The following is a 24,586-nucleotide window of genomic DNA, read 5'->3' as shown; positions in this document are numbered from 1 at the left end:
GGAGAGTAGGTCGTCGCCAACACTCACCAGCCTCTTTGTCTGTTTAAAATCCCCCCTCCTCCATTTCTGTAATCTGCCAATCTTCTTTCCATTACACCGCCTGCTAATCGACGGTTTAGCGTGCGCCGGATGGTGTATACTCTGTTTGAGGGATCGCTTCAACAGGTGGTAAGCGCTGGCAGCAAACGGGAGGTGACGCGTGGTGCGACGGATCGCTCTGGGAACACTGCTCGCCGTGGGAGTTCTGTTCCTGGCGGGGTGCCGGGCGAGGCTGGACACCATTCCCCCTACCCCTACCCTGACCCAACCGCCGACCTCCGCGGCAGCCCTGCCCACTGCGACCATTTCTCCGACCACACAACCAACGGCTGAGGCGTCCGATACGGCGACGGTCACGCCGGTTCCACCGACGAGCACCTTCACGCCAACGCCCCTACCTCCGACTGCAACGGCGACGGTGACGTTCACCACAACGCCCACGGAAGTGCCCCCGCTGCCGACGTATACGCCCTACCCGACTTACACGCTGCTGCCGACCTATACCCTGCCACCGACGGCCACCTTTACCGCCACCGCAACCCATACACCGACCGCGTCGTTTACACCCTATCCCACCTATACGCTCTACCCGACCTATACCCAACCTGCCACCATGACGCCAACGGCAACGCGCCCCACATCTACGCCGATTGCAATTATTTCTTCGACGCCGAACGGCACGGCCACCGCGCGTTTTAGGACACAGGTTGCGCAGGCGGTCGAGGGCACGCTCACCGCACAGCCGACGAATACACTCACGCCGAGCTTCACGCCCAGCGCCACGATGACGCCGTCCGCGACGTATACACGCACGCCGACCTTCGTGCCCTCACCTACCCATACAACCAACCCATCGGCCACGCCGAGCGCCATACGGCCTACCTCCACGCCGATTGTAATCATTTCTTCGACGCCAAACGGCACAGCGACGGCGCACATCGGGACGCTGGTCGCGCAGGCAGTCGCAGGCACGCTCAGCGCGCAGCCGACGAACACGCGCACGCCGACATACGCACCCAGCGCCACGCTGACACCGTCCGCGACGTATACACGCACGCCGACGTTCGTACCTTCTGCGACGTCTACCGCCAGCCCATCGATCACGCCGAGCGCGACGCAGCCCACCACTACGCAGCTGGCTGTTTTGACCGCGACGCCAGACGGCACGGCGACCGCATCCTTTGAGACGCTGGTCGCGCAGGCGGTCGCGGGCACGCTCACCGCGCAGCCGACGGACACGCTTACGCCGACCATCACACCCAGCGCCACGCTGACGCCGTCCGCGACCTACACGCGCACGCCGACGTTCGTGCCTTCACCCACCTATACCGCCAGCCCATCGATCACGCCGAGCGCGACGCGGCCCACATCGACGCCGATCGCGGTGATTTCCTCGACGCCGAACGGCACGGCGACGGCACACATCGAGACGCTGATCGCGCAGGCCGTCGCGGGGACACTCACCGCGCAGCCGACGAGTACCGCGACACCGACTTTTACGCCGACCGCGTCGTTTACACCCTATCCCACCTATACGCCCTACCCGACCTACACCGTGCCGCCTACGTCTACGCCGCTGGTGATCACCGAGATCGTCATCGTCACGCCGACCCAGACGCTTATGCTACCGCCGACGTCGAGTCTCACGCCGCCGCCGCTGGGACTGCCCTCCGTGACCGAGACGCTCGCTCCGCAGCCACTCACCGCGACCCCCTCGCCGTTCAACACGGCGACCGCCTATGCGGGCACGCTGCAAGCGACGATGACGCTGGAGGCGATCACGGCGACGCCTACGCCGGTATCTTTCCGGCTGTTTGTGCTGGAGGACTTCGGGCTGATTTTTGATTATCCGGTGGGCTGGAGAATGCCGGAGCGCGCCACCGACTATTCGGCGGTGGGCAGCCCAGACGGGGACGATCCCGAGATGTTCATCGTATTCGTGCGCGGCATCCCGGGTGAGCTGAGCCAGACAGTGATTCCGGCCAGCGCCGATCCCGAAGAAGCGCTGCGCAGCCTGCTGTACGGGATCGAGGTCGAGGTCACGCCTACGGATCGTTTCGATCAGCCTGCCTGGGAAGCCGTGGGCCAGAACCAGGGCATCGGCGCGCATTATATTCTGATCGAATACGGCGAGGAGTGGATTATCATCGGCGGAGTTGCGCCCAGCGCGATGTTCGAGCAGTTCGAGTCAACGATCTTCGCGCGGGTGGTCGATTCGCTCACGATTCTCGAAAAGCCCGTGCAGCCGACGCTGACGCCCACCCTCACCGCCCTGCCTCTGACACCGACGCCCTCGGCGGTAGCGCCTTCTCCGACGCTTCCCGAGGGGACGAGCCTACCGACGCCCACTTACGTGGCGATGCAGCCTTCCCCAACGTCATCGCTGCCCACGCTGCCGCCCACGGCAACGTCTTCCGCGCCGACTCCGCGTCCCAGCGTGACCTGGACGCCGCCTGGGACCAGCGCCACGCCGCCAGGGACTGTAAACCTCCCTGCGACCGCGACGGCGATCATCCAGGCGGCAACCGCCCAGGCGCTCGCGTCTTCCACGCTCGCTCCGGTGACGCCGATGCGCACGCCCGATCTCGGCGGGACGGCAGTGACCGCCGTTCCTGCAACGTCCGGCGGGCGCTACGAGGACAGCGCGTTTGGTCTGGCATTCGATGTGCCGGGTGGCTGGTCCTGGCCTGCCGCACAGGGGAACAATACGCTGTACCTGACCAACGGTTACGGCTCCATGTACCTCTACCGGGGCGATGACGCGTATTTTGAGGCGCGCTGGGGCATTCCGGCGGCGGTGGACTCGCCTACCCAGGCCGCGCTCATCGTTGCGCTCAAAAACGGCGGCGGCTTCGTGCAGGTGCTCGACAACCTGAAGTGGCCCGCGGCCCAGGTCGTCGGCCAGTCCGGCGATCCGCGCGGAGTGGTGGTGCTGATCGCGTTGGATGACGGCACGTGGTTGATCGTCTCGGGCAGCTTCCCGGCGGACGGGTTTGATGCGGAGCGCGAATATGCGCTTCAGCCGCTGCTGGACTCGCTGGCAATCGATCGAATGCTGGACTTCATGACGCCGACCCCTACCGTCCCGACCCTATCGCCGCTGCCTACGCAGACTCTGCTGGAACTGAACCTCGACGCGGTGACGTTTTCCGTCGTGGAAAACCAGCCCGCCGGGCTGCGCTATCAGGCGCCTGAGAACTGGCTGCGGCTTGACCAGGGATCGAGCAGGCCGAACGATCAGGGCGATTTGTTTTTTGCCGATCCTGACGATGCCTATCGTGAGCGCGAGCTTGCGCCTATATTGGGCGTGGCGCGCATTTGGAACACCGACCTGGCGCCGGAATATCCCGAAGAGTATCTGGCGGTGGAGTACGCCCTGACCACGATCGAGCTGTATGACGGGCTGGACGTGACGCATCGCGTTGCGCGGGGGTACCAGTACACGCCGGGTGATTCACTGAGGCTGATCTACTGCGTCATGCTGGGGGCTGACGATTGGCTGCTCGTTGGGATCGGGGTGCCCGGCGCTACCGATGCGGACGTGCAGCAGATCGAAAACGCGATCATGCGCCCCATCATTCAGTCGGTCGAGGTGTTCGATCAGCAGCCCGGATTGAAGGCGACGTGGACGCCCGTGCCGGTGACGCCCGTGCCCATCGTCATCGTAACGCCCACGTTCGACCCGTTTTACACGCCCACGCCGACAGCTACGCCGACGGCCACGCCGTCGCTGACGCCCACCCGCACGCCCAATTTGGGCGAGACGGCGACGTTCGCGGTCATCCGCGCGACCCAAACCGCAGGCGCGCAGGTCACAGGGATCAACCACTACATCAATGTGGCGTTTGGCGTGTCGTTCGACGTGCCGGATGGGTGGCGGCTGCCCTACGAGCTTTCGTGGAACACGCTGTACATGACAGATGGCAGCGCGGAAATCTATTTTTACCGGGATGTTGAGTCCTACTTCGTGACCCAGTGGGGCATCCCTGCCGAAGAAGACGATCCGCTGGCGGCGGCGCAGATCGTCGCGGACGATCTCGGCGGCGAGGTCGAGCTGTATGACGCCCTGGACTTGCCCGGCGCACAGCTGATCACCGGCGAGGACGATCCACGCGGCGCGATAACCTTCCTGGTGCTGGACGACGGCTCGTGGCTGATCGTGTCGGCTAGTTTCCCCGCCGATGACTTCGAGGCGAAGGTTGAGGATGTGCTCGATCCGCTGCTGGAGTCGCTGGTGGTCTCGGACTACCGCCCGGAGCCAACCCCGACGCCGCCTCCACCCACGCTCACCCCGTCACCTACGCTGACGCTGACCCCCACACCGACGCCATCTCTCACGCTGACGCCCATGTTTAGCCCAACTCCTATCACGGTGAATCTGGAGCGCTACGAAGATGGTGTGCTTGGCCTCGCCTTCGACGTGCCATCCGGCTGGACTCAGGGCACGCTAAATGAACAATATGTCTCGGCAGTATTTTATTCCAGTCCAGAAGATGCCGTATCGGGTATATGGTCCGCACCTGCCATTGTCGTGCTGCGTGGAAACAACGAACTGCTGGATCTGCACGAGAGCCGCACGCCGGTCGAAGCGCTGGCGTTGATCGTTGAAGTCGATGAGGATCAAATCGAGCCGTATGGAGCGTTAGACTTTCCGGCGGCTCGGTACGAAATAGATGAAACGGACATGGCGTTAATCGCCACCGTGATCCAATTGGGACCGGACGATTGGGTGCTCGTTATGCTGCTTACCCCCGATCCCAACAACATGGCGTACCTGGACGAGATCGTGGGGGTGCCGCTGCTGCACTCCCTGGAACTATTCGATGCGTCTGACGCAACGGCTGAGGCCAGTCCCAGCACGCCGACACTGACGCCTTCGCCCACACTGACCCCTAGCGCCCTGCCGCCAACCCGCACGCCGATCCCGATGACCTCGTCGCCGGGGTGGACGCCCACCGCAACCCCGATCCAGGTGAAGTTGGAGCGCTTCGAGAGCGAAACGCTCGGGCTGGCCTTCAACGCGCCAGTCGGCTGGGAGCAGGATGCAGCGGACGAAGCGTACGGCTCGCTGCTGTTTTATTCGAATCCGGATGATGTCGGCTACGGCATCCCGACCGCGCCCGCCATCGCCGTGCTGCGGGGAAACAACGAGCTGCTGGATCTGCACGAAAGCCGCACCCCGGTCGAAGCGCTGGCCCTGGTGGTTGGCGTGGATGCGGACGAGATCGAGCCGGACACCACGCTGGCTTTCCCGGCGGCACGCTATCAGATTGAGTCGGCGGGCCTGCTGTCGATCATCACGATGCTCCAGTTGGACGCTGACGATTGGGCGGTCGTCGTGCTGGTCGATGTGGATGCGGACAGCCTGGCGCGCATGGACGAGATCGTGGCCGTGCCGCTGCTGAGATCGCTGGAATGGCTGGATGCGCCTGACGCGACGGCGGACGCGACGGAAGCAGTCACTTCGACGGTGACGCCAGCGGCAAAGTAAGCTGTCTGGCGGCGCATCGCTCATTCCCCTCTTACACGTTACAATTTGACTGAATATTTTGCGAAGGCTTCCGGTAAATGCGCCGGGGCTTTCGCACTGCCTTCCGCCCGTTTACGTGGCTACCCAACGAACCAGGGACGGCCACCGCTTTAGATCAGGAGTAACACGTGACCGCACCTCTGGATTTTCTCGATATCCCCCCAGCTATTGTGACGGATGCTGCCTGCGATATACCGCCCGCCTGGTTCGAGCAGTATGGCATTCAAGTGGCCCCCCTGAAGATCCTGTTTGGCGACGAGATTTTCCGCAGCGGAATCGACATCACACACGCTGAGTTTTATGATCGACTGGCGCACGGTGGCGTGCATCCCACCACGACGCAGCCGACCGCGAACGATTTCGTCGAGATTTATACCCGTTTGCTGGAACAAAAAGTCCCGGTGTTGTCGATCCATATCAGCGAAGGACTGAGCGGTACGGCCAACGTGGCGCGCATGGCCGCCAAGCAGATGCCTCCCGGCGCGGTGACGGTGTGGGGAACGGGCACGCTGTCGTCCGCGCAGGGACTCCAGGTGATCACCGCGGCGCGTGCCGCGCAAAAAGGGTACAGAATCGATGCGATTCTGCCGCTGCTCAAGGCGACGCACGAGCAGGCCGATCTGTTTTTCACGGTCGGGGATCTGACGTACCTGCATCGTGGCGGGCGCATCGGCTCCGTGCGCTACCAGATCGGGCAGGTGCTGCATATCAAGCCGATCATCACCGTCAGCAAAGAGGGCGAAACGGCGGGCACGTACATCTCGAAGGGCCGCGCACGCAGCATGAGCAAGGCCATCGATCAGTTCGTGAGCTACATCGCTGAGGCGGTGGGCGAAGGTAACAAGCTGCGCGCGATCTCGCTTTATGGCGACGATCCGACACTGGCGGAACAACTCAACGCGGAGCTGGCACAGCATTTCGACTGCGTGACGCTGGAAAAGGTCCCCACTGCGCCTGTGTTGGGCGTGCACACCGGGCCGGATGCGCTCGGTGTCAGCTTCATCGGGGGCGACTGGCCGGCATAGGGCGGACGTCTTGCCCTGCTTTTCAAGCCCGGAAACGGGTGATAAGATAGGGATATGAGGCATCACAGGCAGGAGGCCGCTTCAATGAGCACAGAACTTCCGGTAACGCCGGGCGCTGACCCAAATGTTCCCGTCGAGGAACGGTTGGCAAGCCTGATCGAGAACCTCTCATCCTATATCGAGTTTTATCACGGCGGATCGGTCAAACTGATCGCGTTCGATGGTAAAGTGGCGCAGGTGGAGTTCGGCGGCGCGTGCGAAGGCTGCCCGCTCTCGCTGCATACCTTACACGGCTGGATTGCCGGAACTATCCGCCAGTTCTTCCCCGACATCGTGATCGAGGAAGCGCCTGTTACGACCGGCGGATAGTGGAATAGGATTTCGTGCCTGGCAAACGCTCTGCCATTGGCAGGGCGTTTTTTTGTATGTATGAGGTGCTGGGAGTACCCGACGACATGAAGAACTGGAGTCTGTTCGGCCTGTTGGGCGTGATCTGGGGATCGTCATTCCTGCTGATCAAAGTCGCGGTGGATGACCTGACGCCGCTGCCGTTGGTCGCGGTGCGGCTGGGTCTTGCCGCCGCATTTATGACCGTGTTCATGCTGGCGACCCACCGCCGCTTCCCGCGCAACCGCCGCGAACTCGCCGCGCTGATTTTCGTCGGCGTGATGAATACCGCCGTGCCGTTTTCGCTGATCACCTGGGGTGAAAAGGATATCGACAGCGGGCTGGCGACGGTCCTCAACGCCACGCAGCCGCTGTTTACGCTGGTGATCGCGCATGCCGTGCTCGCGGACGAGCGCATCAACCCGCAGAAACTGGTCGGCCTGCTGGCCGGGTTCGCGGGAGTGGCGATCCTCGCCAGCCGCAACGCCGATTCGAGCAGCCCCAACCCGTTGATCGGCCAGCTGGCGGTGCTGGCCGCCGCTGCGAGTTATGCGCTTTCGGCGGTCGTCATTCGCCGCTTCCTGCGCGGCGTGGAGCCGATTACCGTCGCAGGTGGGTCGCAGATCGTGGGTGCGCTGGCGATCGTGACGGTCACGCTGCTGACAGTGCACCCGCTGCCGGACGTGAGTCACCTCAGCGCGCAGACGATCCTGGCGATGCTGACGCTGGCGCTGGTGAATACCGTCGTCGCCTATTTCCTCTACTATCACCTGATCTCCGAGTGGGGCGCGACGCGTACCACGCTGGTGACCTACCTGATGCCGCCCATCGGCCTGACATTGGGCGCGATCTTCCTCGACGAGACGGTCGATTGGAAGATCGTCGTGGGCGCGGTGCTGATCCTGGCCGGGATCGTCGCCGCCAACTGGCGCAAGCGCGCGCCCGCGCGCGCGGTCGTGGTGACCTCGGCCAGCGCGGACTGAGAAGGGACATCGCATGTCGGTTGTGATCCTTGGCACGATAGGCGCGACGGTGGGATGGGGCGTGGTCGCGGCGGTGCGTGAAGGCCGCCGCCAGAACGCGGCGCGCGCCGTGATCGAGCGGCTCCGGCGGGACGATCCGGGCTGCACGTGCGTGTACACGGGCGCGGGGCGCGCCTCGGTCGAGGCGATCAATGGGGCGCGCACCCGGCGCGCCCAGTTCGTGATCGCGCTCAGCCCGTCACGGGTGGTTTTGCACCCGCTAAATCAGAACGCGCCGCCGCGTGCCGTCTTCGCGCCCGCGGACCTGCGCTGGTTCGGGCGTCCGAAGAAGTATTCGGCGGGCATGAACGAGATCTGGCTGCACGTCGAGCAGGACGGGGTCTGGACGCGGCTGGTGCTGCGCTTGCCCCGCGCGCAGATGGAATCGCTGGTCCGCGCGCTGAAGGAGATCGCCACGCCGGAGCAGGTGACCGCGTACCGCCGCCGCCGTCCCTACATCCACGCGGGGCCGCTGACCGCCGCGCCTGCCGCGCAGGATATGCTCGGCGCGTGGGTGCTGGAAGCGCTGCGCAGCCTCTACCTGACGCCTTCGCATCTCGTCGTGCTGGACGGCACGGCGGTGATGCGCGCGATCCCGCTGGAGCAGGTGCAGAAGATCGCGGCGGTGCGGCGGCTGGACCAGCCGGGCGCGTCGGGATTGGTGCGCTTCGAGGTGGATGGCGAGGCGCTCGCGTTTGCGCTGGACGATTACGAGACGTTCGCGGCGTCCCTGGCCGAAGCCGCGCGCCGCACGCTGGAAGATCCGGTCCAGTGGCTGCGCAAAAAGAAGAAGTATGGCGAGGCGGGCGAGCCCGAAGACGAAGACGAGTAGCCGGGGTTTCCGACCGCGACCAAGGCGTTTTGTAAGGGCGGGTTGCAACCCGCTTGGTAGGGGCAATTCATGAATTGCCCCTACGGAAACATACTGTATCGTGCCGGTAGGGGCGTATGACCATACGCCCCTGCACCATTTGTGTGCCCCCATCGCATCCCACCGTCGGGCAAGCGTACTGCGCATTTCCTCCACTGGATACGTATATTCCGGTAAGGAGTTACCCGTTCAAGAGTGGAGGACCCCGCGAATGTACCGAAAACTCGTATTGATTTTGATCGTCGCGCTGCTCGTTCCCGGCGTGGCGAACGCCCAGGGACCGGACCCGGATCGCAGCGGTCTGGGGGACAGTTACTACCCGGCGCTGGGTAACAGCGGCTACGATGCGCTGCACTACACCATCGACCTCTCGACCGAGCTGCAAGGAAACGATCTCGCCGGCACCGTCACGATGGACGCCCAGGCGACCGAGGATCTCGACAGCTTCAACCTGGACTTTCAGGGCTTCACGATCGAGTCGCTGCTGCTGGATGGCGAGCCGGTTGACTACGAGCGCGACGGCACGGAACTGGTGATTCATCCCGCCGAGCCGCTGGCCGCAGGCGAGGACTTCACGCTGACCACAACCTACGCGGGCGAGGCGGAAACCGTCACGTCCGACGCGATCCCGGTGGCGCTCGGCTGGCAGAACTTTGGCGACGGCGTGCTGGTCGCCAGCGAGCCGTCCGGCGCGCAGGGCTGGTATCCGGTCAACAACCACCCGCTCGATAAGGCGACCTATACCTTCCGCATCACCGTACCCAATCCCTACGTGGTGGCGGCCAACGGCCTGTTGACAGAACAGATCGATAACGGCGACGACACGACGACTTACGTGTGGGAAACCGAGTATCCCGTGGCGAGCTACCTCGTGACGGTCGGCATCGACCAGTTTGCCGTTCAGGAGCAGGAAGGCCCCAACGGGCTGCCGATCCGCAACTACTTCCCGGTCGATCTGGCCGATCAGGGCGCACAGGCGTTCGCGCGGACGCCGGACATGATCGCGTTCTACGAGAGCATCTTTGGGCCATACCCGTTTGAGGCGTACGGCGTGTATGTCGCGGATACCAGCCTCGATTTCGCGCTGGAAACGCAGACGCTGACCCTGTTCGCGCGGAGCTGGGTCACCAGCGGCGACGTGGACGAGGCGGCGGCGCACGAGCTGGCGCACCAGTGGTTCGGTGACAGCGTCAGTCTGGCGAAGTGGGAAGATATCTGGCTGAACGAAGGGTTCGCCACGTATGCGTCGTGGCTGTGGGGCGAGCATATCGCAGGGAAGCCCGCCATGGATAACATCGTGGCGAACGTTTATGACGCGATCCAGCAGTTCCAGGCAGCAGCGGAACCGCAGGGCGCGTTGGACTATCGGGTGACCAAGCAGGGGCTGCTCGATCTGTTGAACGACAAGCCCGCCGATTTCACCCTGCCCGCCGAGGATGTGGTGGCGCTGGCCCGGCTGCTGCTGGTCGATCAGCCATCGGGCGAGGTGGAATCGATGATCGCGCAGATGCCCGCCCAGGACATCACGCGCGACGAGATGATCGAACTCCTGTCACTGTTCAATTTCGAGCAGGTAGCGATTGGGCCGGAAGACCTGTGGACGCTGGCAACGACGCTGGGCGTCGAGTCCTCCTATACGCAGTATATCGACTCACCGCTCCTGATCTGGGCCGCGCCGGGCGCGGCAGCGCCAGATGACCTGTTCAATGTGGGTGTGTACTATCGCGGCGCGCTGGTGCTGCACGCGCTGCGGCTGGCCGTAGGCGATGACACGTTCTTCTCGATCCTGCGCAGCTACTACGAGCAGTACGAGTACGGCAACGCGACCATTGAGGACTTCATCGCCGTGGCTGAGGACGTGAGCGGCCAGGACCTGACCGACCTGTTCAACGGGTGGCTCTACGCGCCGCTGGTGCCGGAGCTTCCCGGCGTGACGGCGTAGCGCCGCCTCGTTGCAGTCCCCGATTTACCCGGCGGGGCGGTGCCCGGTGCATGCGCCCCGCCGTTTTTCATTCCGTTCGAACTCCTCTTCGGTGTTATGCCAGCCCTTTTAGATCGGAAAACTGGCTGAATCTTTGCCACATTAAAACGGCTAACATTAAAATAAATATTGGAAGTCCTCGCGCATCTCCGGCTTCCGCAAACACAACCACTGCATCCATGCTGCAAACCACTCAGTCGTTCACAAGCGGATATCCTGTCACATACTCGTGTTTGCGCCCTCCCCGTTTGACGCAAACGTTCGAACGTTGTGGAATGAAGCACAAGGAGGCTTAAGTTCGTGTTTACTCCCCGCACAAAAGTTACTGCCGTTTTACTGTTAGTTGTGGCGCTGGTGGCCGCAGGTGTCGTGCCGCAGCGCATCGCCGCTCAAGGCGACGATCCGGTTCCGCCGGATGTTGCCGCCAATCTGACCGGTTGGGCGCTGCCCAACTATGACTACTCCAATACCCGCGCGTCCACCGGCTCGGACATCAACGCGTCGAACGTGGCTACGCTGGGCCAGGCCTGGACCTACGCGATCAACGGCGGATCGGATTACGGCGCAGCAGCGACGAATCCGGTGGTGCTGGATGGCATCGTGTACTTCCAGGATCTGTCGAGCAACGTTTACGCCGTGAGCATGGACGAGGGCAGCGAGATCTGGCGGACCGAGCTGAACGTCCCGAACATCGGGCCGAACGGCGTGGCGGTCGGCTATGATAAGGTGTTCGCCGTCCTGCCGGATTCGGTCGTCGCGTTGAGCACCAGCGACGGCTCGACCGTCTGGTCGACCACCGTCCGCACGCAGAACGACTCGGAAGGCGTCACGATTCAGCCGTTGGTGTGGAACGGCATGGTCTATCTGAGCACCGTGCCCGGCAGCGCCAGCGATAACTTCTACTCCGGCGGCGTCGGCGGCATTCTCTACGCGCTGAACCAGGAGACCGGCGAGATCGTTTGGGGCTGGGACACGGTCGATTCTGAGGATCTGTGGGGCAACCCGGACATCAACAGCGGCGGCGGCGCGTGGTATCCGCCCGCCATCGATCAGGACACCGGCCAGATCTACTTCAGTGTGGCGAACCCCGCCCCCTGGCCCGGCACGGAAGAATTCCCCAACGGCAGTAGCCGTCCCGGCGACAACCTTTACTCGAACTCCCTGGTGGCCCTGGATGCCGCGTCCGGCTCGTTGACGTGGTACAACCAGGTGCGCCCGCACGACCTGTTCGACCTGGACCTCCAGATTTCGCCCATTCTGGGCACGGCGACGATCAACGGCGAAGAACGCAGCGTCGTGTTCACGTCCGGTAAGCTCGGGCGCGTCTACGCGATGGACCGCACCACGGGCGAACTGCTGTGGAACGTAGCTGTGGGCACGCACAAGAATGACGACGTGCTGGAAGTGCCCGAAGGCCAGACGATCGAAGTTGGGCCCGGCCCGCTGGGCGGCGTCGAAACGCCGATGGCGATGGCCGACGGCGTGCTGTACGTGCCGGTGGTCAATATGCCGGTGAACTACAGCGCGACCGCGCTGGACGGTGCGTCCTTCGATCTCAGCAAAGCCACGGGCGAGCTGGTGGCGATCGACGTGAATACGGGCGCGGTCCTGTGGGACAAGAGCTACTCGACGATGAATATCGGCGCGGCGACCGTGGTCAACGACCTCGTCTTTACCGCCACGATGGACGGCATGATCTACGCCTACGACCGGAGTTCGGGCGATGAAGTGTGGTCCTATCAGGCGCCCGCCGGGATCAACGGCTGGCCCGCCGTGGTGGGTGACACGATCGTGTGGCCCGCCGGTATGGGCGAAACTCCCGTGCTGCTGGCGCTGAAGCTCGGCCTGTCTGATTCGGGCGCAATGACGCCCTCCGCGACGGAAGCGGCGACCGACGGCATGGCGACGCAGGAAGCGGCGGCGACCGAGACCAGTGCGGATACGTCCGGTTTGGACGGCGAAGCCCTGGTTCAGGAGCGCTGCACCACCTGCCACACGGCGGAGCGCATCGACAACGCGTCCAAGACCGCCGAAGAATGGGCGGTGACCGTGGATCGCATGATTTCCTACGGTGCGCAGCTTAATGACGCTGAACGTCAGGCCGTGATCGACTATCTGGTCGCGACGCATGGGCCGGACAGCGGCGGCGATTCGGGTGGATTCACTGGCCCGTAGCCGCATCCGACGGTTGATCAACTGGAAGCGGTAAACGGGGAACGCTTCTGAAAACAGGGGCCGCGCATCACACGCGGCCCCTGTCGTTTTCTTCCAGCTATGAGGAACGGGATCGCTACTTCATGCGCAGCACTGGGCGAATGCGGTCCAGCGCCCAGTCGATCTCGTCCTGCGTGATCATCAGCGGCGGGGCGAAGCGGATGATGTTGGCGTGCGTTTCTTTCGCCAGCACGCCCTCGTGCATCAACGCTTCGCAGAAGCGCCGCGCGCCGCCCGCCTCCGGCTTGAGTTCCACGCCGATCATCAGACCGCGCCCGCGCACCTCGCGCACGTGCGGACTGTTGATCTCCGCGAGCTGTTCCTGGAAGTACTGGCCCATCACCGCCGCGTTTTCGACCATGCCCTCCTCGACCAGCACGTCGAGCGCGGCACGTCCGACCGCCGCGGCCAGCGGGTTGCCGCCGAAGGTGCTGCCGTGGTCGCCGGGATTGAACACGCCGAGCACTTCCCGGCTGGAGAGCACCGCCGAGATCGGGTAGTAGCCGCCGGAGAGCGCCTTGCCGATGGTCACCATGTCGGGCCGGACGTCCTCGTGATCGCAGGCGAACAGTTTGCCGGTGCGCCCCAGCCCGGTCTGGATCTCGTCCGCGACGAACAGCACGTTGTGCCGCGTGCAGATCTCGCGCACCTGCCGCAGATAGCCATCCGGCGGCACGATCACGCCGCCTTCGCCCTGGATCGGCTCGACAATGAACGCAACCGTGTTAGGCGTGATAGCTGCTTCCAGCGCCGCCGCATCGCCGTAGGGGATCACGGAGAAGCCGGGCGTAAACGGGCCGAAGCCCGCGCGATATTGTTCTTCCGTGCTGAAGCTGACGATCGAGATCGTGCGCCCGGCGAAGTTGCCCGCGCACGCGATGATCTCCGCCTGCCCGTCCGGCACGCCCTTGACCGTGTACCCCCACTTGCGCGCCGCCTTCAGCGCCGTTTCGACCGCTTCCGCGCCAGTGTTCATGGGCAGCATCATCTCGAAGCCGGTCAGATCGCAGACCTGCTGGTAAAACGGGCCGAGCTGGTCGTTGTGAAACGCGCGGCTGGTCAGCGGCAGACGGCCCGCCTGCTCGATTAGCGCGGCGCGGATGCGCGGGTGGGCGTGGCCCTGGTTCACGGCGCTGTAGGCGCTCAGGCAGTCCATGTAACGGTTGCCTTCCACATCCCAGACCCACACGCCCTGACCTTCGCTGAGCACGACTTCGAGCGGTTTATAGTTATGCGCGCCATACTGCGCTTCGAGCGCGATAAAGTCATTTGTCGTTAAGTCTATAGCCTTGCTCATAGAATATCCTTTTGACAGTCCTTCACGATGCGATGGTGGAGTGCTTTAAGAGATTATACGATCCTGGCCCGGTCCATTCGTAGACCATATAGGGCCGCAGGCGGCAGCAGCATTTCGCGGCGGCAGTTTTTCCCTATTTCCGCTGTTTCCCAACTGTGCGGTATCCCCCCGCAACTTGCCGCGCGCTGGCTCATGGCGGTACACTACACGTTAATAAATACCCAACCAGCACGCCAGGATCAGGCTATGACCGCCATCCCCAACCCGTATAATCCGCTCAACCCGACCGAACACCCGGCTTACTTCGTCAACCGTGCGGAGACGTTCACGTTTTTCCGGCAGAATCTGGCCGGGGCGGCGTTTGGGCGGGCGCTGGCGCTGATCGGGCGGCGCGGCCTGGGCAAAACGTCGGTGCTCTACCAGTTGGCCGGGCAGCTCGACGAGCGGTACGTGGTGTGTCTGGTGGCCCTGGGGAACGCCTCGCTGGCGGACGAGGAATCGCTGATTCTGGCGATGACCGAGGACATCCGCCTCGCGCTCGATCTGGCGGGGTCCAGCACGTACCGCCTGCCGGAGTGGCCGCCGGAGGTGGACCCGGGCGAGGAACTGCCCTCGATCCGGGATTGGTTCGAGTCGGATTACCTGACCATCGCGGTTACGGCCCTGCGCGGGCGCACGCTGATCCTGGCGCTGGATGACGCGCACCTGCTGTTCCCGGCGATTCAGCACGGCGCGGTGCCCGGCGACATCTGGGATTTCCTGGGCGGGCTGATGATCACGCACCCGCGCATCGAGCTGGTCGTTTCGGTCGATGCGGCGTACGAGGATCAGGCGCTGGCGACGACGCTGCTGAGCGATCCGGTGCTGCATACGCGCCTCAGCGAGCTTTCACGCGAGGATGCGGCGGTGCTGGTCCAGCAGCCGCTCGAAGGCGTCGCGCGCTACGACGAGGGCGTGGTGGCGGACATCCTGGCGCTGGCGGGCGGCCACCCGTTCCTGCTGCACTCGATCTGCCGCCTGCTGTTCCGGCGTTCTGAGGAGCGCAACCACAACGGCCCGATCACCGAGCACGACCTGATCGCGGTACAGGACGCCGCGCTGGAACAGTCGAGCGAGATTTTCGAGCCGCTGTGGCAGGAGATGGCGCAAAACGAGCGGCTGGCGCTGACGGCGCTGGTCGCGCTGAACGAGGAATATCCCGGCGCGGGCGCGACCCTGGAGGATCTGCATACCTGGGCGACCGCGCACGGCTATACGCCCAATACGACGCAGCTGGCCGCCGCGCTGCGCAGCCTGGACTATAAGGGTCTGGTGCAGATCGACATGCAGGCGCGGTATACGCTGCCCGCGCTGCTGATCGCAGGGTGGGTGGCGGCGAACAGCCCGATCGAGATGGCTCCCGTCGCGCAGCCCAGCGCGTCGCGGTTCGTCCCGGTGGTGGGACTGGTCGCGGCACTGCTGATCGTCGCGGCGCTGGGCGCGGCGGCGTTTTTGGGCGCGTTTGATGCGGGCGACGAGGACGAGGGCGGCGGATCGTCCGGCCCAACGGCGACGCTCGCGCTGAATTTGGAAGCCACGCGTCAGTCGGAGTTTGCCACGCAAACCGAGGCCGCGCGGCCTACCGAGACGCTGACGCCCACGCTGACCGTCACGCCCAGTCTGACCGTGACGGCATCCGAAACGCCTTCGGAGACGCCCTCGCCGACCGATATCGCAACGTCCACCGCTACGCTGACCGCCTCGCCGGAACCGAGCGCGACGGATACGCTGACGACGACGCCCGAACCGTCCGAGACGCCCGAACCCTCCACTACGCCGCGCCCGACGATCACGGACACGCCCGCGCCGACGGATACGCCCGTCACGCCAACGCTGACGCATATGCCCAGCGATACCCCCACGCCGAGCGATACGCCGACCGTCACCCTGACGTACACGTCCACACCGACATATACAGCCACGCCGACGGATACCGCTACGCTGACGCGAACGCCTACGGTGACGCGCACCGCGACCGCCACACCGTCCGCGACGGTGACTCCGCGCCCCACCAGGACGCCGACGCCATCGCGCACGCCGACGCAGCGCCCCTCCCCTGATCCTACGCGCATCCTGCCCGCGCTGCCGTAGGGCTGCCGCCCAGAAATATATAAAAAGGGACGCCACCGGACGTCCCTTTTTTGTCGTGCTTAGAAAACGGTGTGGAATGTGGCTAAAACGGCAGATCGTCGTCGCCTAGGGACGGCGAGATGAAGCTGGCGATGGGTTCCACGCGCAGCCACGTCCGCCCGATGCGGAACAGCTCGCCCGGCATCACCTCGACGCGCCCGCTGATTTTTTCGCCGCGTACGTAGGTGCCGTTCGTGCTGCGCAGATCTTCCAGCCAAAAATGATCGCCATCGTAGGCCAGCATGGCGTGCTCGCGCGAGACCTGGCTGTCGTAGCTCAGGCAGACGTCGCAGCCTTCACGCCGCCCAATCGAAATTTCAGTCGGCTCGCCGGGCGTGGTTAACGTCTCGAAGGGCAGCACCGCGCCATCTTGCGGACCGCTCATCACGGCAATAATGATTTCTTCCATCCGCTCGGTTCCTCCGGTTTCTAGTCGCCGTCGTCGTTGAGGTGCTGGCGCGCTTCCGTCCGCTTGTCCCGCGAGGGCTTGTGCGACGGATCGATTTCCAGGGCCTTGCTGAAGGCGCGCACGGCGTCTTCCCAGCGCTGAAGCTGCATCAGCGCTTCGCCCCGGTTGTGCCAGAACCACGCGTCATTGGGCGCGATGCGCGTCGCCTCGTCGTAGCAGGACAGCGCCTCGTCCCAGCGTTCCAGCGCGGCCATCGCCAACCCCAGCCCGTTCCAGGCCCAGGCGTAATCGGCGGAAATCGCCAGCGCCTGCTGGTAGGCTTTCAGCGCGTCCTCGTGACGGTCCATGCGCCGCAGCACCTGCCCCTTGCGGGCCCAGGCTGCGTCGTTGGTCGGGTCGATTTCCAGCGCGCGGTCGATGGCGTCCAGCGCATCGTCGCGCCGTCCCAACGCCAGCAGCGGCTCGATCTGGTTGATCCAGTACCACACACTGGTGGGATCTTCCTCGGCGGCGCGCTCGTAGCTGCTCAGCGCTTCCTCGCGCCGGTCCATCGCTTCCAGCGCCAGCCCGCGCCCGTTCCAGGCCCAGGCGTAATGCGGCTCCAGCTTGAGCGCCTGATCGTAGGCGGCGACGCTCTCTTTGTAACGTCCCAGACGGCGCAGCGCCTGCCCATGTTTGGCCCAGCTTTCGGCGTGATCGCGGTTGAGCCGCAGCGCGCGCTCCAACGGCATGAGCGCGTCCTCGTAGCGGTGCATGATGATCAGCTCGTCGGCCTGGTTATACCAGAACCACACGTCGTCCGGTTGCAAATTAGCGGCCCGGCGGAAGCACACCAGCGCTTCTTCATGCCGTCCCAACGCGCTGAGCGCCAGCCCTCGCCCGTTCCAGGCCCACGCGTATTCCGGCGAGAGTTCCACGGCGCGGCTGTAGTTGGCGAGCGCTTCTTCATAGCGGCCCATGCGGCGCATGGCCTGCCCCTGCTTGGCCCAGGCGCGCACGTAGCGCGGATCGACTTCCAGGGCGCGGCGCAGCGCTTCGAGCGCCTCGTCGTGACGCTTGAGGAATACGAGCGTATCGCCCTTGTTGTACCAGTAGAGCGGATTTTGCGGCTCGGCCATCGCGCCGCGCGTATAGGCTTCGACGGCCTCGTTATAACGTCCCAACAGTTCCAGCGCGACGCCGCGCTCGTTCCACGCCCACGCATAACCGGGATCGAGCTTCACCGCCCGCGCCAGATACGAGAGCGCCTTTTGCGGCTCGTCCATGTGGCGGTAGGTGTTGCCCAGCCGCGCCCAACTGCGCGCGTGGTCCGGGTTGACCTGGATCGCGCGTTCCAGCAAGGGGATCGCCTCGGCGTAACGTTCTTGCAGGACCAGGAGGTTGCCCTGGTTGTACCAGTGCCACACGTCGTCGGGGGCGATTTCGGCGGCGCGGTGGTACATCTCCAGCGCCTCCTCATAGCGGGCCAGCCGTTCCAGCACGATGCCGCGCCCGTTGACCGCCCAGGCGTAATCGGGCTTGAGCGCCAGCGCGTGATCGTAGGCTTCGAGCGCAGGCTCGTAGCGTTCCAGGTAGCGGAAGACCTGCCCCAGCTTGGCCCACGAATAGGCGTGCTGCGGCGCGACGCGCGTCGCCTGCTGGGCGGGGGCGAGCGCCTGCCGGTAGCGGCTCAGCTCGACCAGCATCTCGGCCTGATTGTACCAGTGCCACACCTCGCCGGGCTGGTGGCGCGCGGCCTGCTCGAAGGCTTCCAGCGCTTCGTCCAGGCGCAGCATGGCTTTGAGCGTCAGGCCCTTGCCGTTCCACGCCCAGGCATAGGGCGGGTTGAGTTCCAAGGCGCGGTTATAGGCGTTGAGCGCTTCGGGGAAGCGCTCCGTGGCGCGCAGGACCTGCCCGCGCTTGGCCCAGCTTTCGGCGTGATTCGGGTCGATTTCCAGTGCGCGATCGAGCGCAGCCATCGCCGCGTCGTACTCGCGTAGGGCGTGCAGCGCTTCGGCCTGGTTGTACCACGCCCACACGTTGCCGGGCTGAAGTTCGGTCGCGGTTTGATGCGCGGCCAGCGCCCGCTCGATCTGGTTCAGCCGTTCGAGCACCTGCCCCTTGCCGGTCCACGCCCACGCGAAGCGCGGATTGAGTTCCAGCGCGCGGTCGTAGCTGCCCAATGCCTCGTCGTAGCGCCCCAGCAGGCGCAGCGTGCGGCCTTTGCGCGCCCACGCCCATGCGGACTTCGGCTCCAGGTCGAGCACGCGGTCATAGGCGACCAGTGCTTCTTCGGCGTAGCCCAGTTCGGTCAAGCTGTAGCCCTTGTCCATCAATTCGCGCAGTTCCAGCGCGGGGCCGCTGAGTTCCATATCGGGCGGCGCGCCGGTAATGGCTTCGTACTGCGCGGCGAGCACATCCACCAGCTCGCCCCAGGTCTGCGGGCGGTCGGCGGGATCTTTTTCCAGGCACTTGAGCGTCAGCGCGCGCACGTCGTCGGGAATGTCGAGGCGCGTGTCGGGGAAGTCCGGCTGCTGGTTCAGGTGCGCATCGACCCAATCGGGGAAGCGCTTCACGTCGAAGATCGTCTGGCGCGTGAGCATCTCGAACAGCACGCAGCCGAACGCGTAAATGTCCGAGCGCAGATCGACCACTTCGGAGCGGCACTGTTCCGGCGAGAGATAGGGGGCCGTGCCCACGATCGCGCCGTCGCGCGTCAGGCGGCTCGAATCGCCGTTGAATTCCTCGGCAGGCGGGATGTCTTCCAGATCCAGCGAGCGCACCAGCCCGAAGTCGGTGACTTTGGCGATGCCGTCGTGTCGCACCAGGATATTGGCGGGCTTCAGGTCGCGGTGGACCAGTCCCGGCACCAGCCGGACGGCGTGCTGCATGCCCAGCGCGATATGCAGCCCGAATTCCAGCGCGGTGGGCAGGTCGATGCGGTTGTGCCGGATCCAGCTTCGCAGATCGGGCCCCAGCCCTTCCGGGCCGGAGATGTGCTCCAGAATGATATGCGGGCGCCCGGCGAACTTCTGCACGCGCCGCGCCTGCACGATGTGGCGGTGCTTTTCGAGCCGGATCCACGTCAGCGCTTCCTGCGTGAAGCGCGCGACGGCGTTTTCGTTGGTCAGGAAGCGGCCCTGGAACGTCTTGATGGCGACCGCTTTGCGATCGTCGTGGTCATAGCACAGGTACACGATGCCCATGCCGCCGCGCAGCACCTGCGCGACTTCGTAGCGGTCATCGATCTTGTCCCCGTAATCGAAGTCGCCTTCGTCCGTGTGACGCATCGGCAGCGGCGCGGCAACCGGCATTGGCCCGCGCGCGCCCTGCGTTTCTTCCACCTCGACGTGGAACACCTCGGAACGGTCGGAGCGGGTTTCGCTGAGCGCGGCGTGATCGCCGGTCGAGAGCACTTCCGAGTCGATCTCGCGCGGCTCTTCGCTGCGGGTGGCGATCATGTCCGGGTACATCTCGGTCGCCATTTCGGGATCGGGGGCGGGCGTGCGATCGGGCGTGGGCGTCACCTCGTCGGTTTGCGGCGGCGCGACGTACCATAGCGCCAGAAGCTGCGCCTCGTCGCTCAGGTTCTCGACCGGGCTGCCCTGTTCCATTTCGGCCACGGCCCACAGCGCCACGGAGATGTTGCGGCGCGAAGGTGCGGCGCGCGCCATGCGGACCGTCCACTGCACGTAGGCTTCAAACGCCTTTTGCGCGCGCTCACGGTCCGTCGATCCGTTTGCCAGCTCCGCCGCGCGCCGGTAGGCCTGGATCGCCTTGCCCACGTAATATACGCGCATGCGCCGGTCCGCTTCGGCCAGCGACAACTGCGCGCACAGATCCCCGATCGCCAGATAGTCGTAGGCGTGCAGCACGTCCCGGCGCAGCGCCAGCCGCCCCAGGCGGCGCACGTCGTCGTTCGGATCGCTGGCGAAAGGATCGGTCTGGTCGGCTTTACGCCGCCGCGACAGCAGTTTATGTTCCTGCTCGACGGGCAGGGCCAGAGGCGGAATACCGGACTGTGGAACGGGTGGAAGGTTGTTCGTAGACATAAATGAGTGTGTGTGCTGTCACTGTTGCGGTCGCCCCAGTGCAAGGTCCAGCCTGTGCAGGGGACAGGACCGCCGAATTGTAAAGGTACAGCCTGGTAGGGCGGGTTTGCAGCCCGTCCTCTGCCTTTTTACGGTTCCGAAGTCAAACGTTAAAGGGCGATCAATCCACCCTACGATCTCGTTCTTATTCCGCCCGCGCAGGCTCGCTGCCGTCCACGTCCTCGCGGACCGGGTGGCTTTCGGGCGTGCTGTAGTGGGCGGTGGCTTCCTCGCGTTCCAGCACCAGCCGGTCGCTGATCGACACCGCGCGGATCGTATCGCCCGGCACAAACGTTTCGCTCAGGATCGCCGTGCTCAGCGGGCGGGTCAGCAGCCGCTCGATCGCGCGGCGCAGCGGACGCGCCCCGTTGGCCGGGTCGTAGCCTTCGTGCAGCAGCAGCGTGCGGGCGCTGTCGTCCAGTATCAGCGTCAGGTTTTGCGCCTGGAGCCGCTCCACCACCTCAAGCATTTGCAGATCGAGGATCTGGTTCAGCGCCGCTTCGGTCAGCGGGTGGAAGACGACCACTTCGTCCAGCCGGTTTAAAAATTCGGGCCGGAAGTGCTTCTTCAGGTGGAAATCGTAGTCGGGCAGGTCTTCCGGCGAGGCCATGAAGCCCAGCCCCTTGCCGACGTCGCCCGTGCCGATGTTGCTGGTCATGATCCAGACTGCGTGCCGGGCGTCCATTGTCGCGCCCTGCGAATCGGTCAGGCGGCCCTCGTCGAACACCTGCAAGAAGATGTCGAACACTTCCGGCGCGGCCTTTTCGACCTCGTCCAGCAGCACGACGCTGTACGGCTTGCGCCGCAGCGCTTCGGTAAGCTGGCCGCCCTGTTCCATGCCCTTATAGCCGGGCGGCGCGCCGATCAGCCGCGCGACGGTGTGCTCGCCGTGAAACTCGGACATGTCCAGCCGGATCATGGCGTTTTCGTCGTTGAACAGGAACTCGGCCAGGGCTTTCGCCAGCTCCGTTTTGCCCACGCCGCTGGGTCCCAGGAACAGGAACACGCCCACCGGACGGTGCGGATCGCCCAGCCCGGCGCGGTTGGTCTTCACGGCGTCGGAAATGACCTCGATCGCGTGGTCCTGGCCCACGACGCGCAGCCGCAGGGCATCGTTCATCGTGGCGAAGCGCTGGCGCTCGTTGGCGGTCAGCTCGCTGACCGGGATGCCGGTCCACTCGCTGAGCACTTCGGTGATCGTCTGGGCCGTGATCTCCGGCTTGATGTCGAGCATCGTCTGGTCGGGGCTGTTGGACTGGATCACCAGCCGCGCGCAGGCCTCGTCGAGCAGGTCGAGCGCTTTATCGGGCAGACGCCGGTCGCGCATGTAGCGGTCGGAAAGCCGCACCGCCGCGCTGCGCGCCTCCGGCGTGATGGTCACGCCGTGGTGCTGCTCGTAGCGCTGGTAGACGTGCTCGATCACTTCCAGCGCCTCGCTGGCGTTTTGTTCCCCGATGTCGATCGTGCGGAAGCGCCGGTCCAGGGCCGGGTCTTTGGCGATGGCCTTGCGGTATTCCTCGAACGTCGTCGCGCCGATGCAGGTGATCTCGCCGCGCGCCAGGGCCGGTTTGAGGATGTTGGCCGCGTCCAGGTTGCTGTCGATGGTGTCGCCCGCACCGACGATGGTATGGATCTCGTCGATGAACAGGATCACTTCCGGCGCGTTTTTGACCTCGTCCACGATGCCGACGATGCGCTCCTCGAACTGTCCGCGGAGGCTCGTCCCGGCGACCAGCGTGCCGATCTCAAGCTGCACGATGCGCTTGCCATGCAGGAAGCGCGGCGCGGTGCCGTCCGAGATGTTGAACGCCAGCCCTTCGATGACGGCGGTTTTGCCCACGCCCGAATCGCCCAGCAGCAGCGGGTTGTTCTTTTTGCTGCGGGTCAGCGTGCGCGCCACCATGCGGATCTCGCGCTCGCGCCCGATGGCCGGGCCGATCTTGCCCGCACGGGCCTGCGCCGTCAGGTCGCGCCCGTACTTGTCGAGCAGCGGCGTCGGCATGCGGTGCCCGCTGATGGCGGGATCATCGGCGGCCTGTTCGAGCGCGGAATCCAGCTCTTCGAACAGGAACTCGTCAAACTCACCGTCGTTGTCTTCGATCTTATCCAGCAGGCGCTCGATCCAGTCGGTCAGATCGACGTTGAGCTTGTGCAGCTCGCGCGCGGGCAGGCTTTCGCCTTCCTGCAGCAGCGCCAGCAAAAGCTGCTCCTCCGTCACGAACCGGTCCCCGGAATCGTCGGCCAGATAGACGGCCATAGCCAGAACCCGGTGCGCGCGTGGCGTGAGGGGCGGCGTCTCGGAGACGACATCATCCCCGGCCCCTACTTCGCGGCGGATCAGGTTGCGGATCTCGCGCGGTTCCAGTCCCATTTCGAGCAGAAGGCGGGCCACGGTGCTGCCGGGAATACGGGTCAGGGCGTTGAACAGGTGCTCGACCCCAATATAGTTGTGCCGCAGCCGGGTCGCTTCTTCAATCGCGCCTTCCAGCAAGGGACCGCAGCGCTTGCGTATCTCTTGTTCGCTGATGTCGAGTGGCGACGATGGCATAACGTTCTCTTTTCCCCGCTTCTTTGGCGATTGGCTTCCAAGTATACCAGGAGCGCCAGAGCGCGCATGTTTTCTTAATACGGGACGTTAATCCCTGTGATCCTGTGCCGCACTGTTCGGGGTGCGCCAGACACCTCGTGCGCGCGCCGCTCACAGGACGATTTTTACAACATCACCTTGCCGCCGTCCACGTTGATGGCCTGCCCGGTCAGGTAGGCTGCGCCGTCCGAGCACAGGAACAGGACCAGCCCCGCGACGTCGTCCGGCGTGCCGAGCCGCTTCTGCGGGATGTCTTCCAGCCACTTCGCCATTTGCGCGGTGTTGCTGCGCAGCTCGGCGGTCATCTCGGTTTCGATCACGCCGGGACAGACGGCATTCACCCGGATGTTATACGCGGCAAACTCGCGCGCGCATTCGCGCGTCAGGCCGATCAGCCCGGCCTTGCTGGCGACGTAGGGCGCGCGGTTGGCGATCGGGATGTTGTGCCCGGCGATGGACGCGATGTTGACGATCACGCCGCCACCCGCGTCGCGCATGATGGGCCCAGCGCTCTGCGCGGTGTAAAACGCGGCGCTCAGGTTGACGTCGAGTGTGTGCTGCCACTGCGCGACGGTCATCTCGAAGAACGGCGCTTTGTATTCGATCCCGGCGTTGTTGACGATGATGTCCAGCCGTCCCATGTCGCGCACGATGGCCGCGATCATGTCCTGCACCGCCTGCGGATCGCCCACGTCCGCAACGTAGGCCCGCGCGCCGTCCAGCGATCCCGCGACGGCTCCGGCGCGCTCCGCATCGATGTCGTTGATCGCCACTGCCGCACCCGACCGGGCCAGCGTGCCCGCGATGACCTTGCCGATGCCGCGCCCCGCGCCGGTCACCAGCGCGACCTTGCCTGTGAGATCAACCGTAAATGCGCTCATGTCATGACCTTCTTCGTGATAAGGAATCAGGGAACAGGGAATGGGGAACAGCGGTGTTTCCAGCTTGGCTCCGTATGCCTTCCCAGGCAAACGCTGCTGCTTTT

The 24,586-nt window shown here is 64.7% G+C and carries 13 protein-coding genes; 8 read left to right on the top strand and 5 right to left on the bottom strand.

Annotation, left to right across the window (positions count from 1 at the left end; translation table 11 throughout):
• Nucleotides 1–202: 202 nt before the first annotated feature.
• The 7 genes from V7116_RS08095 (at nt 203) to V7116_RS08065 (ending at nt 13,030) form a co-directional block, all read left to right on the top strand.
• Nucleotides 203–5,530, top strand: coding sequence for a hypothetical protein (locus V7116_RS08095; protein WP_324391394.1), 5,328 nt, complete (start codon nt 203–205; stop codon nt 5,528–5,530).
• Nucleotides 5,531–5,697: 167 nt separating this feature from the next.
• Nucleotides 5,698–6,594, top strand: coding sequence for a DegV family protein (locus V7116_RS08090; protein WP_324391393.1), 897 nt, complete (start codon nt 5,698–5,700; stop codon nt 6,592–6,594).
• 84 nt (nt 6,595–6,678) lie between these two features.
• Nucleotides 6,679–6,963, top strand: a complete 285-nt coding sequence (locus tag V7116_RS08085) for a NifU family protein (protein ID WP_324391392.1) — start codon at nt 6,679–6,681, stop codon at nt 6,961–6,963.
• Between the two features lie 86 nt (nt 6,964–7,049).
• The gene (locus tag V7116_RS08080) at nt 7,050–7,964 is read left to right on the top strand and encodes a DMT family transporter (protein WP_324391391.1); all 915 of its coding nucleotides are present in this window, start codon (nt 7,050–7,052) and stop codon (nt 7,962–7,964) included.
• A gap of 13 nt (nt 7,965–7,977) precedes the next feature.
• Nucleotides 7,978–8,835 carry a hypothetical protein gene (locus V7116_RS08075; protein ID WP_324391390.1) on the top strand — a complete coding sequence of 286 codons (858 nt, stop codon included), beginning with the start codon at nt 7,978–7,980 and terminating at the stop codon, nt 8,833–8,835.
• A gap of 250 nt (nt 8,836–9,085) precedes the next feature.
• Entirely contained in the window at nt 9,086–10,816 is a 1,731-nt protein-coding gene (locus V7116_RS08070; protein ID WP_324391389.1) for a M1 family metallopeptidase, read from the top strand.
• 339 nt (nt 10,817–11,155) lie between these two features.
• Nucleotides 11,156–13,030 (top strand): outer membrane protein assembly factor BamB family protein, encoded by a 1,875-nt coding sequence (locus V7116_RS08065; protein ID WP_324391388.1) that lies wholly within the window; start codon nt 11,156–11,158, stop codon nt 13,028–13,030.
• Between the two features lie 115 nt (nt 13,031–13,145).
• On the opposite strand, the gene rocD is transcribed toward V7116_RS08065, so the two are convergent.
• On the bottom strand, nt 13,146–14,366 hold the full coding sequence (gene rocD, locus V7116_RS08060; RefSeq protein ID WP_324391387.1) for an ornithine--oxo-acid transaminase: 1,221 nt from the start codon (nt 14,364–14,366) through the stop codon (nt 13,146–13,148).
• Nucleotides 14,367–14,612: 246 nt separating this feature from the next.
• On the opposite strand from rocD, the gene V7116_RS08055 reads away from it, so the two are divergent.
• Nucleotides 14,613–16,496, top strand: coding sequence for a hypothetical protein (locus V7116_RS08055; RefSeq protein ID WP_324391386.1), 1,884 nt, complete (start codon nt 14,613–14,615; stop codon nt 16,494–16,496).
• Nucleotides 16,497–16,578: 82 nt separating this feature from the next.
• Here the strand turns inward: V7116_RS08055 and V7116_RS08050 are convergent, their stop codons facing one another.
• The 4 genes from V7116_RS08050 to V7116_RS08035 form a co-directional block, all read right to left on the bottom strand.
• Entirely contained in the window at nt 16,579–16,944 is a 366-nt protein-coding gene (locus V7116_RS08050; protein WP_324391385.1) for an FHA domain-containing protein, read from the bottom strand.
• A 20-nt stretch (nt 16,945–16,964) separates the two neighbouring features.
• Nucleotides 16,965–20,975 (bottom strand): serine/threonine-protein kinase, encoded by a 4,011-nt coding sequence (locus V7116_RS08045; protein ID WP_324391384.1) that lies wholly within the window; start codon nt 20,973–20,975, stop codon nt 16,965–16,967.
• Nucleotides 20,976–21,159: 184 nt separating this feature from the next.
• Nucleotides 21,160–23,562 carry an ATP-dependent Clp protease ATP-binding subunit gene (locus V7116_RS08040; RefSeq protein WP_324391383.1) on the bottom strand — a complete coding sequence of 801 codons (2,403 nt, stop codon included), beginning with the start codon at nt 23,560–23,562 and terminating at the stop codon, nt 21,160–21,162.
• Between the two features lie 164 nt (nt 23,563–23,726).
• The gene (locus tag V7116_RS08035) at nt 23,727–24,482 is read right to left on the bottom strand and encodes an SDR family NAD(P)-dependent oxidoreductase (protein ID WP_324391382.1); all 756 of its coding nucleotides are present in this window, start codon (nt 24,480–24,482) and stop codon (nt 23,727–23,729) included.
• Nucleotides 24,483–24,586: the final 104 nt, after the last annotated feature.

This window comes from Aggregatilinea sp. (assembly GCF_036822615.1).
Lineage (GTDB): Bacteria > Chloroflexota > Anaerolineae > Aggregatilineales > Aggregatilineaceae > Aggregatilinea.
This window is presented reverse-complemented; position numbering and strand designations above follow the sequence as displayed.

Excerpts from the sequence above, each read along its gene's own strand:
- V7116_RS08085 (WP_324391392.1), top strand. The coding sequence starts at position 6,679 with ATGAGCACAGAACTTCCGGTAACGCCGGGCGCTGACCCAAATGTTCCC.
- V7116_RS08080 (WP_324391391.1), top strand. The coding sequence starts at position 7,050 with ATGAAGAACTGGAGTCTGTTCGGCCTGTTGGGCGTGATCTGGGGATCG.
- V7116_RS08075 (WP_324391390.1), top strand. The coding sequence starts at position 7,978 with ATGTCGGTTGTGATCCTTGGCACGATAGGCGCGACGGTGGGATGGGGC.
- V7116_RS08070 (WP_324391389.1), top strand. The coding sequence starts at position 9,086 with ATGTACCGAAAACTCGTATTGATTTTGATCGTCGCGCTGCTCGTTCCC.
- rocD (WP_324391387.1), bottom strand. The coding sequence starts at position 14,366 with ATGAGCAAGGCTATAGACTTAACGACAAATGACTTTATCGCGCTCGAA.
- V7116_RS08055 (WP_324391386.1), top strand. The coding sequence starts at position 14,613 with ATGACCGCCATCCCCAACCCGTATAATCCGCTCAACCCGACCGAACAC.
- V7116_RS08050 (WP_324391385.1), bottom strand. The coding sequence starts at position 16,944 with ATGGAAGAAATCATTATTGCCGTGATGAGCGGTCCGCAAGATGGCGCG.
- V7116_RS08045 (WP_324391384.1), bottom strand. The coding sequence starts at position 20,975 with ATGTCTACGAACAACCTTCCACCCGTTCCACAGTCCGGTATTCCGCCT.
- V7116_RS08040 (WP_324391383.1), bottom strand. The coding sequence starts at position 23,562 with ATGCCATCGTCGCCACTCGACATCAGCGAACAAGAGATACGCAAGCGC.
- V7116_RS08035 (WP_324391382.1), bottom strand. The coding sequence starts at position 24,482 with ATGAGCGCATTTACGGTTGATCTCACAGGCAAGGTCGCGCTGGTGACC.